This window comes from Acinetobacter sp. YH12239 (genome assembly GCF_013417635.1).
In the GTDB taxonomy this organism is placed as follows: domain Bacteria; phylum Pseudomonadota; class Gammaproteobacteria; order Pseudomonadales; family Moraxellaceae; genus Acinetobacter.
On the sequence record NZ_VPDP01000016.1, the window covers coordinates 38452 to 51359 of the forward strand.

A 12908-nucleotide genomic window follows, 5' to 3' on the forward strand; every position below is an offset into this window, starting at 1 on the left:
CGTATTCCGCACACTCTTGCTTTTAAATATTGTAATTATTCTAAAAAAATAGGAACCAACGCATTGATTCCTACTTATTTCCAATGAATTTATATTGAAAATTCAAGTTTTTTAAAATGGAATTCGCTTATAGCGGCGATATTCCGGTTTCCAGAAATTATCTTCAATACTTTTTTCGATCAGCTCATCACTCAATGGCAAAGCAACACCATCCTCAATCGCCGCTTTTGCAACCTTAAACGCGATGATTCGGGATACTTTCTGCAAATCATTGAGATCAGGAAGTAAGTCGTCGTCAGGGTTCTGCAATTTTGGAGAGCAATCTGCTAATGCCATACTTGATGCCATTAGCATATTGTCTGTAACACGTGTTGCCTGCACAGCAATCACCCCTAAGCCAATCCCTGGGAAAATATAAGAGTTATTACACTGAGAAATATTGTGTAGCTTATCTTGATAATTAACTGGCATAAATGGACTACCAGTTGCAATCAAAGCGCGACCGTCCGTCCACTGAATAATATCTGCTGGTACAGCTTCTACACGTGACGTTGGATTTGACAATGGCAATACAATAGGATGCTCGCAATTGTATGCCATAGTTCGAATAATTTCTTCAGTGAACAAACCCGGTTGTCCAGAGACACCAATCAACACAGTCGGGTGTGCATTTTTTACAACATCTAGCAATGAAATGATGCCTTCCGCATCAGCCCACGCGGATACATTTTCTGAACTTTGAACCAGTTTACGCTGAAAATCCAGAAGGTTTGGTTGATTATCGGTCAACAACCCAAAACGATCGACCATATAAATTCGTGATCTTGCCTCAGCATCACTCAAACCTTCAGCCACCATTTGCGCAATAATTTGCTCAGCGATACCACAGCCCGCTGAACCAGCACCCAAGAATGCCACTTTCTGGTCACGTAATTGTTTTCCTGCAGCTCGACTTGCTGCGATTAAGCTGCCAACCGCAACAGCAGCAGTGCCTTGAATATCATCATTAAAACAACAATATTGATCACGATATTTTTCCAGCAATGGCATTGCATTTTTTTGAGCAAAATCTTCAAATTGAATCAAAGCTTTTGGCCAACGACGTTTAATCGCACGAAGTACGTCATCCACAAAGTCATAGTATTCATCGCCACTAATACGGGGCTGATTCCAACCTAAATAAATTGGATCATTTAGCAACTGTGCATTATTGGTTCCTACATCCAATGTAATAGGTAGTGTATAAGCTGGGCTAATACCACCACATGCGGTATAGAGAGATAATTTTCCGATTGGGATTCCCATCCCACCAATCCCTTGGTCACCTAAACCAAGAATGCGTTCACCATCTGTGATTACAATGACTTTGACGTTGTTCTTATTCACATTTTGTAAAATATCGTCAATGTTGGCACGATCAGGATATGAAATAAATACACCACGATGACGGCGGTAAATATCAGAAAATCGTTGACAAGCCTCACCTACCGTTGGGGTATAAATAATCGGCATCATTTCTGATAAATGATTTTCTATGAGGTGATAAAACAAAGTCTCATTGGTGTCTTGTATATTTCTCAGATAAATATGCTTATTAATGTCGTCATGAAATGACGTAAATTGTTGATATGAACGTTGGTGTTGCTCTTCAATCGTTTCAATCACATGAGGCAGCAAACCATTGAGATTAAAACTTGCTCGCTCCTCCTCAGTGAACGCAGAGCCTTTATTAAGGAGAGGTAGTTCAAGCAAAGTAAAGCCAGCATAAGGGGTATAAAGAGGGTGTTTTACTTCAGTGTGCTCAGTTGTCATCTCTAATCTCATGGATCAGGCCTAAATTCAGACCCTTTTCATTTCATTTTTACCATTTATTTAAGAAATAGCTTAAGCCGAAATGAAGACAAATGTATATTTATAAAATTGATAATAATATTGGCAGTATTTTTAAATTTTATAACTTCAATCCATCATTCTATTGATAGAAAATTAGATAAAACTGTCACATTTCAAATGTATTATTCATGTTTATTAACTTTTTTTTGCAAACTAATCTGAAAGATTCAGCTAATATCGGATTCAACCGTATTTTTACTTCATTATTATACCCACATGAAAATTACAGCTAAAATTGCCATTTTGCCATTAACTATTATTTCACTGCTAAATGTAACGGGTTGCCAAACCATCACTGACACGACCTCAAAGGTCGGTGATAAAGCACTTTCAATGGTGGGCTTAGCACGCGCTGATAAAACCCCTGAAATTGATAAAAAAGGCATTGTCGATATTAGTAAAACCACACTCGAGCAAATTGAGAAACTTAAACAAAATATGCCGATTGGTCAGTGGGTATATATCGAAAATGACCTTCAAGGAATTTATGACTTACAAAACAAAGCAGTTGATGGTCATATGCTGTTCCTGCGTTTAAATTGTAAGAATAGTGTCCAAAAACCAAGTCTCAGCATACAAAATGCGGAAGGATCAGAAATTTTAAATAGTCTTCAGCCTGAAGTTGGAACGATCCAAGTACTACTTGACAATAAGAATTACGGAAATCCTTTTAGTTTGGCGAATCAAAAAAATTTAGCGATATTTCAAACTGCTGCTCAAAAGGCAAAAACCATTAAAATCTTCCATGCATCTAAGTTATACACTTTCCAAAATGGTAAAGCAGAATTACTGAATAAGCCTGTCACGTGTATGGCTTAATTTCGAATCATAAAATTGCCTGATTTCTATTTAAATTCACATTAAATGAGATAAAGACAATCAGGCTCAATTCAATCATCGATATGCATTAGATGTAAAAGATTAATTTCATCATCGTTAATTCTGCAAATAGCGCATAGTGATTAAAAAAACTGTTTTTATTATTTTTTATGTCGGATAAGTTTTAATCAACGCAAATCTACTTCGCTAATGAGCGCTAAATTTGCTATATTTGTCGTTTTTCTGCGACATTAATTTTTCGATAAATTATGAATACGGCAATACAAGCAGCTCTCGATCATGCAGTGCAATCTCTTCAAGCTGAAGGGGTCCTCCCATCTGACTTTAACAACAGCGGAAACTTAACGCGAACCAAAGACCGAAGCCATGGTGACTTCGCTTCAAATATCGCAATGATCGCGTCTAAAGCTGCAGGTATGAAGCCTCGTGATTTAGCAGAAAAAATTCTTGCTGCACTGCCAGAAGTTGCGGATATCAGTAAAGCGGAAATCGCTGGTCCTGGTTTTATCAACTTTTTCTTGAATGCAGACCAACGTTTTGCTGTTCTTGATGCTATTCAGGCACAAGCTAATGATTTTGGTCGTACGCAAGTGAATGCTACGAAAAAAATCCAAGTTGAGTTTGTCTCTGCGAACCCGACATCAAGCTTACATGTGGGTCACGGTCGTGGCGCAGCATATGGCATGACGGTTGCGAATTTACTTGAAGCAACTGGTGCTACAGTGGATCGTGAATACTATGTAAATGACGCTGGTCGTCAAATGGACATTTTAGCGACGTCTACTTACCTACGTTACCTTGAGTTAACTGGTCAAACATTAGTATTCCCTAAAAATGCTTACCAAGGCGATTACGTTAAAGAAATTGCACAAAGCATTATTGATCAAGACGGCGATGTATATGTTCGCCCTGTAGCTGATGTTTATAAAGATGTGCCAGAAGATGTGCAATATGCTGAAGAACTTGATGCCGAAGGCAACAAGGTTGTAATTTCTGGCGATAAAGAAAAACATATTGATGGTCTAATTTTTAACTCGCAGACATTAATTGGTGAAGGTTATCGCGTTTTTCATCAAGCTGCGTTAAAAGCAATTCTTGATGATATCAAAGATGATCTTGGTGAATTTGGTGTGACTTTCAACCAATGGTTCAGCGAAGCATCTTTGACTGAAAAAATTGAAGAAGCATTACAAACACTTGATCAACGCGGCTTCCTCTATGAGAAAGATGGCAACATTTGGTTCAAATCAACAGAATTTGGTGACGAAAAAGACCGTGTTGTAAAACGTCGTAATGGTCAAACCACTTACTTCGCGTCTGACATTGCTTACCATCTGAATAAACTTCAGCGTGGTTATACTGACATTATTGATATTTGGGGTTCAGACCACCACGGTTATATCGCACGTGTAAAAGCGGCGATTGATGCGATGGGATATGACTCGAAAAAACTGACTGTGTTATTAGTACAATTCGTCAGCCTATGGCGCAGTGGTGAGATGGTTCAAATGTCATCTCGTTCAGGTCAATTTGTCACATTGCGTGATCTACGTAAAGAAGTCGGCAACGACGCTGCTCGCTTCTACTATGTCATGCGTAAGTCTGAACAGCACATCGACTTTGATCTAGATCTCGCGGTTTCTCAAAGTAAAGACAATGCGGTGTATTACATTCAATATGCTCATGCACGTATTTGTCGTATGCTAGAAAAAGCAAGCAGCTTGAACATCAACTTCGATGCGACCACTGCGCGTGGTTTTGCCGCAAAGCTTGAATTAGAAGCTGAAACTGAAATCTTAGCAAAACTTGCAGCCTACCCTGAAATTATTGCACGTGCTGCAAACAGCCATGAACCGCATCAAGTAGGTAACTACTTAAAAGAACTTGCAGCATTGTTCCATGGTTGGTACAACGAAAATAAAGTACTCGGTGATGATGCTGATCTGACCCAAGCACGTTTATTGTTATCGGTAAATGTTCGTCAAGTCTTGAAAAATGGTTTAGAGCTTTTAGGCGTTTCTGCACCTGAAAGCATGTAAGTCATCGAAGGTGAATCTTTTTAAAAGATTCACCTCTTTAGACTTTTATTATTGAAAAAAATGAGATAAAAATCCCATGTGATGGTAATCCAATTTTCCATTGCATGATCTTAAAATAAGAGAGGTTTCCAAGTGTTTGGAAAAACGCAGCGTGGTGTATCAGAAAGACCTAACAAACCTAAACAACCATTAATACCAAAATGGTTAGGTATGCTTGTTCTGATTTTAATTGTACTGAGTTTTGCCGTAGCCTTAATGCTATGGAAACCGTGGGCGCCAGTCCAACCAAAAAGCAATGATATTCAATCTGAACATTATCAAGAAGATACGAATAAAGATTATCGCTTCTACGACTTGTTACCTCAACAACAAGTGACTCCAATCCCCGATCAAGCTGTACCTGAAAATCAGCAAGTGAACACCGCACCTGTCATCGTGGAAGCACCTGTGGTTACTGATGCTACAACAACCGAGGGTGAACTGATTGAAAATGCAGAACCTCAACCCGTGGCGAGTAGCTACCTTTTACAAGTCAGAAGTTATCCAGATCCAGACAGTGCTGATGCACGTCGTGCTGAAATTATTCTCAACGGCTTATCTGCAGATGTCATTAAAACCACAGAAGGCGGACAAACTTGGTATCGTGTTGTCTCTGGACCTTATGACTCTCAAGAAGCAGCTGTTATCGCTCAGCAAACCCTACAACACAGCGGTATTGATTCAATCGTTGTAAAACGATAATCATAAAAAAGGATGCGATTAGCATCCTTTTTTAGTGTAGAGCAAACCTAAAATTTTGCTAAGTAGCGCTGAATAAAAGAAATACACTCTAGTGCATAAACTTTAGCTAAATCATGTTGTCCGTTCGGGATCACTTTCAGCTCTGAATACTGAAAAGCGTGATTTAAATACTCACCTACTGCGACAGGACTAATGTCATCATCTCCGCCCCAGATTAATAGTACAGGACATTCAATTTCAGCAAGCCGTTCATCTAATTTGGTTTGATCATCAATAAACCAGTGCGGCACTTCATATTCATTTTGATATTCTGCACGCCAATCTTTAACATGAAAAGGTGTTAAATCAACGCCACCTGACGTAGCGACCAACACCAAACCTTGAATCAATTTTGGATACTTCAATGCTGCTTGAACAGCAATGACCCCACCCATAGATTGAGCGATCAGAATACTTGGGTGTTGAAGATGATCAAATACATAATCTTGCAAATCTGACATTGAATTTACATGTGGATGATCAGGATATTCACCAAAACTGGGATAAGCAATGATGTGTGTGTCGTACTCAGATTCAAAATGTGATTGAACAGGTTTCCAAAATGCAGTACTGCCAGATGCTCCGGGCAGGAAGATTAATTTCACTGCCTGATCCGCCATCTTAATCACCACCCTTGATGACCGCTCGCTGATAAGCAGGTCTTTGTTTTATGCGTTTTACATATGCATGAATGTTCGGATATTTTCCATTTAAGCGCTCATCCATCGCGATCAAGGGAAAACTCATTTGGATATCTGCAAATGAAAACTGAGATATAAAAAATTCATGTTGCGCCAAATGCTGTTCTAAAAATTGAATATGTTCAGCGAGACGCGGTTGTATAAATCCATCAGTCACCCCATCAATAATTTTATTGGCAATTGGTCGAATCACAAAAGGTACTTTAGGAGGTACAAACGAGAGAACTAAGGTCATCACTAAAAGTGGCATTAATGAGCCTTCAGCGTAATGCATCCAATACTGATATTGTGTTAAGTCAGGCTGTGACTGGGGTTTAAATTGATGCTGGGTATCATAGCGATCTGCCAGATAGTCTAAAATCACCGCAGATTCTGCGATCACTAAATTATCATCAGTAATCACTGGTGATTTCCCTAAAGGATGAACCTTCTTCAATTCTGGTGGAGCGGCGTAAGTTGGCAATCTTTTATAATGTTGAATTTGGTATTCAGCACCCAACTCTTCTAGCGCCCAAATAATTCTTGAAGAACGTGATTTTTCTAAATGATGTAATGTCAGCATAAGACCACCTAATTTTATTTCTCTCTATATAGCCATTTTGAATAAAAAAAAGACATCCTGCTTTACACAAAATGTCTTCTTTTTAGCTGTAAATTACAAAAATACAGAATGTTGATGCCTATTAAGTTGTCTATATTTAAACAATTGTTGTTTTAATTTCGACGCTTCTGAGCAATGTTTTAGTGACGGGTGTTTTTTGGCACACATTTAAAACTTTTTCTTGTAGTGCTTCATCCAAGTTAGTTTTAAAACTTAAACGACGCTCAATCCATTCCTGCCCTTCTTTATTGGCTTTAAAATCTGCCTCAACACTAAATTCGCCTAAATCCAGTCCTTTATGCTCTGCATACATCCGTAATGTGATCATTGTGCAGGAAATTAATCCTGAACAAATAAAATCATACGGTGCAGGCCCACGATCTAAGCCTTGGAATGATTCAGGTTTATCGGTGAGAAATGTGTGCTGACCAGATTGAATCTCACCACCCCATTTTTCAGGTAGTGTGGTGACCTTTGCATTTGCGATTGTTGCCATTTTATTTTCCTTCTTTGTCTGATTATTTAGATGGACGCATGCTATCAGGCAATATCGGAGCTTTCAAACGCTCGCCTTGGTATGATGGAATTGACCCAAAACGAGGATCTTCTGCTATCCATTGATCACGTGCAATTTTGATTTCTTCTTGCGTACGTCCAACGAAATTCCACCATAATAAAATTGGTGACTCAAATGGCTCACCGCCCAAAAGCAGTACACGACTATTGTCATGGATCTCTACTTCCACATATTCTAGCCCTGGCTCTAAAATTACCATATTGTCTTCATCTAAATGATGACCATTGATGGTTGCTGTACCTTCAAGCGCCATAAATCCATATTCAAACTTTGGATTTAAAGGTAAACGTGCTTTAGTGGCTGCTTGCGCAAATAAATCAACACCTAAAAGCTCAGTATGTACTTTGACTGGTGATACTGTATTTAGATACTCACCGACCAATACCGTAAATTCGATACCTGACTGATTAACCACGGGTAATTCAGGATAGTGATTAAAAGCTGGATCGATGGTAAGTTTGTCATCAGGCAATGCAATCCAGAGTTGGGCAGCATGCATTTTTGTTTCATTCGCTGGCGCGACTTCTGTATGTGAAATACCTCGACCTGCTGTCATGAGGTTAACTTGCCTTGGCTGAATGAGCTGATCTGTTGTCCCTAAGCTGTCGCTATGCAACATGGTCCCTTCAATCATCCAAGTAAAGGTTTGTAGACCAATGTGTGGATGTGGTCCAACATCTAGACCTTGTCCAGCTTCAAATGTCACAGGACCTGCATGATCTAAGAAGCACCATGCGCCAATCATACGCTTATGGCGACTTGGTAAGGCGCGTTTAATCACTGTCCCTTGACCAATTTCAGCACGGCGCAGTGGAAATTCCTGAATAAATTGGTTGGCGTATTTTTCACAGTCTTCTGAATGAGACAATTCGGTATAAGTATTATTGGTCATGTTGTTATCCTAAAAGTTTGGCAAATGGCTATCTTTGTTATAGATATTAACAAGGTCATGCAAATTGAGCCACATTAGACTTAATACGCTGAATACTATGAGTAGGACAATTAGAGTTTTGTAGAAATCAAAATTATTAATTATTAATTTTGCCTTTAACTATTATAGAAAATACTTTATAAAATAGATACTTATAATTTTTAAAATGCTTTTTGGGGTACTTTTATGAAAATTAAAAAAATTTCAGAAATTAGAAACTTTTCCATTTTTAAAGATTTCAATTGGGATGAAAATTTAAGTCTTGAAAATAGTCAAACTTATGACTTTAAAGATATCAATATCTTTTATGGACGCAACTATTCTGGAAAAACGAGTCTTTCCAAGATAATTAGAAGCCTTGAAAAGAAAGCACTTCCGCTCAAATATGATAACCCTGATTTTAAAATTAAGCTTTCTAATGATACTGAGATCACCCAAGAGACCTTACAGAATTTTCAGCATCCAATTCACGTTTATAACTCAGACTTCGTAAAAGAAAATTTAAAGTTTATTCATAACGAAGATGAAAATATTGAATCATTTTCAGTGACTTTAGGTGGTGACAACCAACAAATTTTCGCCCGCATTCAAACACTACAAGATGAGTTAGGATCAAATGAAGAAAACAGTAAATCTGGTATATATCTAGAGATACAAAATAAAAACCATGCTCTACGAGATGCTCAAACCAATCATGAATCAAAGAAACGTCATCTAGATAGATTACTTTCAGATAAAGCAACTCGTGGCTCAGATTCAATTAAAGATAATCACGAACGTTTCGGTGAGATTCGCTACGATAGGCGAAATTTAGAAGCAGATATTTCTTATGTATTAAGTAATAACTATCAACAGTTAACTCTATCACAAATAGAATCGTTTGAAACTACTATCCTCCAACGTGAACTGGCTAATCCCTCTATTCTTGCTACTTATAATTTAAATTTTCAATCTATCATTACTTCAACAAATGACATACTGAAATCAGTTGTTGGTAGCTCAGATAAAATTGATGAATTAAAAAATAATCCCTCTCTAAATTCATGGGTACAAACAGGACATCCACTACATAATGATCGTACAACTTGCGCTTTCTGTAATAATGAAATTAGTATTGAAAGACGCAAAGAGTTAGCCAATCATTTTGATGAAGAAACAGATAAGCTCCGTAATAGAATTGCTGACGAAATAAAATCTCTCAATAATTTATTAAGTGATCGTCAATTAAATATCAGTTTTGATATAACGACCTATTACAGACAATACCATCCTGAACTTTCTCAACTTCAAACGAATCTGCAAAATGCTTTTGCCAAACAAAAAGCATCTATCGAGCTACTCAAAAAAGCATTAGAGGATAAAGATAAAAAACTATTTTCAGAGTTTTTAATTGAACTTCCTGAAAACTACTCTACAGAAATCACCACTATCCTCGAAAGAGTTTCTCAGATTAGAACAGAATGCATACAGAAAAATGATCAACTTTCTTCTTTACAAATTGAAGCTAAAAATGCATTACGTTTAAACCATATTTATGATTTCTTACAGCTTAATAATTACTCCCAATCGACCGCTGATATAGAACAGGCTTTCCAAGCTATTGCACCTTTAGAAACTGAGCTAAAAACACTAAGAACTCGAAAGGATGCCATTCTGTCAGATATTGAAGCTGAGAAAGCTAAATTAAAATCTGAAGATAAAGCCTGTGAACGTATTAAAGAGCTTCTAAATCATGAATTTGGACATTCATCACTAAGTTTACAGCCTATTGAGGTCGATACCAATAATGGCAAGCAGATCAAATTTGAAATACAACGACTTAAGAATGGAATTAAAACTAAAGCTCACAATTTAAGTGAAGGTGAATGTAGCTTAATTTCTTTTTGTTATTTCTTAGCAAAAGTCCAAGAGTCTTTAAACAGTGGTGAACAACCAATTATTTGGATAGATGACCCAATTTGTAGCTTAGATAGTAATCATATTTTCTTTATTTACAGCTTAATTAATGACAAAATTTGTTTACAAGGCAAATACGCACAATTATTTATTAGCACACATAATCTTGATTTCCTTAAATATTTAAAAAGATTAAATGTTCAAGTCATAAGAAATAAAAAACAAAAAAGTTAGAAGTTAACAAATTTCTTATTTCTAGAGAGGAAGACTTTTCTAGAATTAGTCAGATGCCTAAATACTTGAGTGAATATTCAACAGAATTCAATTACTTATTTAAGCAAATTTATACATGTGCTAGTACAAATATTCTGAATGATGACAATCATTCTATATTCTACAATTTCAGCAATAATGCGAGAAAGTTCATAGAAATATATTCTTTCTTTAAGTTTCCTAACTACTTCAAACATGAAGATGAAAGACTCAAAGTTTTTTGGAATGATGAGATTTATAGATTATTTATTGGTCGAGTCAATAATGAATATTCTCATTGTGCTGGTGTTCTAGAACGAGGTATGTCACTCATGGATGTACCTGAAATGCATCGGGTCGCTAAAGTAATTATTCAAAAAGTAAAAGAAGATACACAACAATATGCAGCTTTATTAGAGAGTATTAATATAGATATAGCTAATGATCCATTGAGCTCTCCTCAAACTGAAGCGGCATAAAAAAGGACGCCTAAGCGTCCTTTTTTATTGGATGTACCTTTTCAAGTACTGCCGCGAGCATAGCTCTTGGCGTAATTTAGGCAAGAAACGTTGTTTCTTGAAAGCCCTAAATTACTCCCATTCAATCGTAGCAGGTGGTTTAGACGATACGTCATAAACAACACGTGAAACTTCTGCAATCTCGTTCATGATACGAGTAGAGATTTTATCAACAAGATCATAAGGAAGATGTGCGAAACGAGCCGTCATAAAGTCAACCGTTTCAACCGCACGAAGTGCAATCACCCATGCATAACGACGACCATCACCGACTACACCCACAGATTTCACAGGTTGGAATACAGCGAATGCTTGTGCAGTTTTATCATACCAACCACTTGCACGAAGTTCTTGCATGAAGATGTCATCGGCTAAACGAAGAATATCAGCATACTCTTTCTTCACTTCACCCAAAATACGAACACCAAGACCTGGTCCTGGGAATGGATGACGATAAAGCATCTCAAATGGTAAACCTAAAGTTGTACCCAAACGACGTACTTCATCTTTAAATAAATCACGAATTGGCTCAACCAATTCAAAAGCGAGATCTTCGGGTAAACCACCCACGTTATGGTGTGATTTAATCACATGCGCTTTACCTTGTTTGCTTGCAGCAGATTCAATCACATCAGGATAAATCGTACCTTGCGCAAGGAAGTTTACGCCATCAAGCTTACGTGCTTCTTCAGCAAATACTTCGATGAACTCACGACCAATGATTTTACGTTTTGCTTCAGGATCAACTTCACCTGCCAAAGCGTCAAGGAAACGTTGTTCAGCATCAGCACGAATCACGCGGATACCCATGTTTTTCGCAAACATTTCCATCACTTGATCCCCTTCATTTAAACGAAGAAGACCATTGTCAACGAATACACATGTCAATTGATCGCCAATTGCTTTGTGAAGCAATGCAGCCACAACAGATGAATCTACACCACCTGAAAGACCAAGAAGAACCTTCTGATCACCAATCTGTTCACGTAATTGTTCAACACGTAAATCAATGATGTTTTCAGAGTTCCATAGGCTACGGCAACCACAGATCTTTTGTACAAAGTTCTCAAGTAACTCTTTACCTTTAGCAGTATGGGTTACTTCAGGGTGGAACTGGATACCGTAGAAACGACGAGATTCGTCAGACACCATTGCCACTGGGCAACTTGGTGTACTTGCAGTAATTTGGAAACCTTCTGGAATTTGAGTCACTTTATCGCCATGACTCATCCATACTTTCAATTTGTCTGCTGAATCTTCAAGATCGCCAATTAAAGCATCACGTACTTTAATATCGACTTCAGCATAGCCAAACTCATGAACTGTACCCGGTTCAACTTTACCGCCCAACTGAGCAGACATCGTTTGTAAACCGTAACAAATACCCAATACTGGTACGCCTAAGTTAAACACAACTTCTGGCGCACGTGGGCTGCCTTCAACGTGAACACTCTCAGGACCACCTGAAAGAATAATCCCTTTTGGATTAAATGCGCGGATGTCCTCTTCCGACATATCAAAAGCATACATTTCAGAATATACGCCTGATTCACGTACACGACGTGCGATCAATTGGCTATATTGAGAGCCGAAATCCAAAATCAGGATACGATCTTCGGTAATTTGAGTATTGGTAGTCATGATAACAACTATGAAAGGCTAACGAAGGATTAGCGCGCTATTCTATCATTTTTATTAAGCTTACGCACACTATTCAAATCTCTCTATATTTCAATACATTATTATTAAATATTAGGGTTCTTTCATAAATCATTTTTTACTCAGTTCTAAATTATAAATCCCTGCGATTAAACTGAATCTTAATCCCAATCTTTTGCCACGGTTGCGATATCGCTCAGCAAGGATTTTGAAGGTCTTCA

11 protein-coding genes and 1 pseudogene are annotated in these 12908 nt (G+C 37.6%); 5 read left to right on the forward strand and 7 right to left on the reverse strand.

Features of this window, described 5'->3' with window-relative positions:
- Positions 1–111 precede the first annotated feature (111 nt).
- Positions 112–1812, reverse strand: coding sequence for an NAD-dependent malic enzyme (locus tag FTV17_RS12450; RefSeq protein ID WP_179999978.1), 1701 nt, complete (start codon positions 1810–1812; stop codon positions 112–114).
- Positions 1813–2109: 297 nt separating this feature from the next.
- On the opposite strand from FTV17_RS12450, the gene FTV17_RS12455 reads away from it, so the two are divergent.
- The 3 genes from FTV17_RS12455 (at position 2110) to FTV17_RS12465 (ending at position 5513) form a co-directional block, all read left to right on the forward strand.
- Positions 2110–2712, forward strand: coding sequence for a hypothetical protein (locus FTV17_RS12455; RefSeq protein WP_179999963.1), 603 nt, complete (start codon positions 2110–2112; stop codon positions 2710–2712).
- A 269-nt stretch (positions 2713–2981) separates the two neighbouring features.
- The gene (gene argS, locus FTV17_RS12460; protein WP_179999965.1) at positions 2982–4772 is read left to right on the forward strand and encodes an arginine--tRNA ligase; all 1791 of its coding nucleotides are present in this window, start codon (positions 2982–2984) and stop codon (positions 4770–4772) included.
- Between the two features lie 132 nt (positions 4773–4904).
- On the forward strand, positions 4905–5513 hold the full coding sequence (locus tag FTV17_RS12465) for an SPOR domain-containing protein (protein WP_179999966.1): 609 nt from the start codon (positions 4905–4907) through the stop codon (positions 5511–5513).
- A 47-nt stretch (positions 5514–5560) separates the two neighbouring features.
- On the opposite strand, the gene FTV17_RS12470 is transcribed toward FTV17_RS12465, so the two are convergent.
- From FTV17_RS12470 to FTV17_RS12485, 4 genes are all read right to left on the reverse strand, one after another.
- Positions 5561–6172: an alpha/beta fold hydrolase gene (locus FTV17_RS12470; RefSeq protein WP_218945384.1), complete on the reverse strand. Its 612-nt coding sequence runs from the start codon at positions 6170–6172 to the stop codon at positions 5561–5563.
- Between the two features lies 1 nt (position 6173).
- On the reverse strand, positions 6174–6815 hold the full coding sequence (locus FTV17_RS12475; protein ID WP_179999968.1) for a glutathione S-transferase family protein: 642 nt from the start codon (positions 6813–6815) through the stop codon (positions 6174–6176).
- 136 nt (positions 6816–6951) lie between these two features.
- A complete protein-coding gene (locus tag FTV17_RS12480) occupies positions 6952–7350 on the reverse strand; it encodes an OsmC family protein (protein WP_179999970.1) in 399 nt (132 codons plus the stop codon).
- A 22-nt stretch (positions 7351–7372) separates the two neighbouring features.
- Positions 7373–8323, reverse strand: coding sequence for a pirin family protein (locus FTV17_RS12485; RefSeq protein WP_179999972.1), 951 nt, complete (start codon positions 8321–8323; stop codon positions 7373–7375).
- 225 nt (positions 8324–8548) lie between these two features.
- Here FTV17_RS12485 and FTV17_RS12490 point away from each other — a divergent pair, with 225 nt between their 5' ends.
- Together FTV17_RS12490 and FTV17_RS15555 are read left to right on the forward strand one after the other, a co-directional pair.
- Positions 8549–10492 carry an AAA family ATPase gene (locus FTV17_RS12490; protein WP_257219943.1) on the forward strand — a complete coding sequence of 648 codons (1944 nt, stop codon included), beginning with the start codon at positions 8549–8551 and terminating at the stop codon, positions 10490–10492.
- Between the two features lie 53 nt (positions 10493–10545).
- Positions 10546–10989 (forward strand): AAA family ATPase, encoded by a 444-nt coding sequence (locus FTV17_RS15555; RefSeq protein ID WP_257219944.1) that lies wholly within the window; start codon positions 10546–10548, stop codon positions 10987–10989.
- 111 nt (positions 10990–11100) lie between these two features.
- On the opposite strand, the gene guaA is transcribed toward FTV17_RS15555, so the two are convergent.
- Positions 11101–12669 carry a glutamine-hydrolyzing GMP synthase gene (guaA, locus tag FTV17_RS12495; protein ID WP_092767916.1) on the reverse strand — a complete coding sequence of 523 codons (1569 nt, stop codon included), beginning with the start codon at positions 12667–12669 and terminating at the stop codon, positions 11101–11103.
- Positions 12670–12798: 129 nt separating this feature from the next.
- A pseudogene (locus FTV17_RS12500) lies at positions 12799–12908 on the reverse strand (IS5/IS1182 family transposase); the annotation flags it as partial.

What these genes read in the sequence shown, in the direction of transcription:
- argS (WP_179999965.1), top strand. Translation starts at nt 2,982, where the DNA reads ATGAATACGGCAATACAAGCAGCTCTCGATCATGCAGTGCAATCTCTT.
- FTV17_RS12450 (WP_179999978.1), bottom strand. Translation starts at nt 1,812, where the DNA reads ATGACAACTGAGCACACTGAAGTAAAACACCCTCTTTATACCCCTTAT.
- FTV17_RS12455 (WP_179999963.1), top strand. Translation starts at nt 2,110, where the DNA reads ATGAAAATTACAGCTAAAATTGCCATTTTGCCATTAACTATTATTTCA.
- FTV17_RS15555 (WP_257219944.1), top strand. Translation starts at nt 10,546, where the DNA reads ATGCCTAAATACTTGAGTGAATATTCAACAGAATTCAATTACTTATTT.
- FTV17_RS12475 (WP_179999968.1), bottom strand. Translation starts at nt 6,815, where the DNA reads ATGCTGACATTACATCATTTAGAAAAATCACGTTCTTCAAGAATTATT.
- FTV17_RS12480 (WP_179999970.1), bottom strand. Translation starts at nt 7,350, where the DNA reads ATGGCAACAATCGCAAATGCAAAGGTCACCACACTACCTGAAAAATGG.
- guaA (WP_092767916.1), bottom strand. Translation starts at nt 12,669, where the DNA reads ATGACTACCAATACTCAAATTACCGAAGATCGTATCCTGATTTTGGAT.
- FTV17_RS12485 (WP_179999972.1), bottom strand. Translation starts at nt 8,323, where the DNA reads ATGACCAATAATACTTATACCGAATTGTCTCATTCAGAAGACTGTGAA.
- FTV17_RS12490 (WP_257219943.1), top strand. Translation starts at nt 8,549, where the DNA reads ATGAAAATTAAAAAAATTTCAGAAATTAGAAACTTTTCCATTTTTAAA.
- FTV17_RS12470 (WP_218945384.1), bottom strand. Translation starts at nt 6,172, where the DNA reads ATGGCGGATCAGGCAGTGAAATTAATCTTCCTGCCCGGAGCATCTGGC.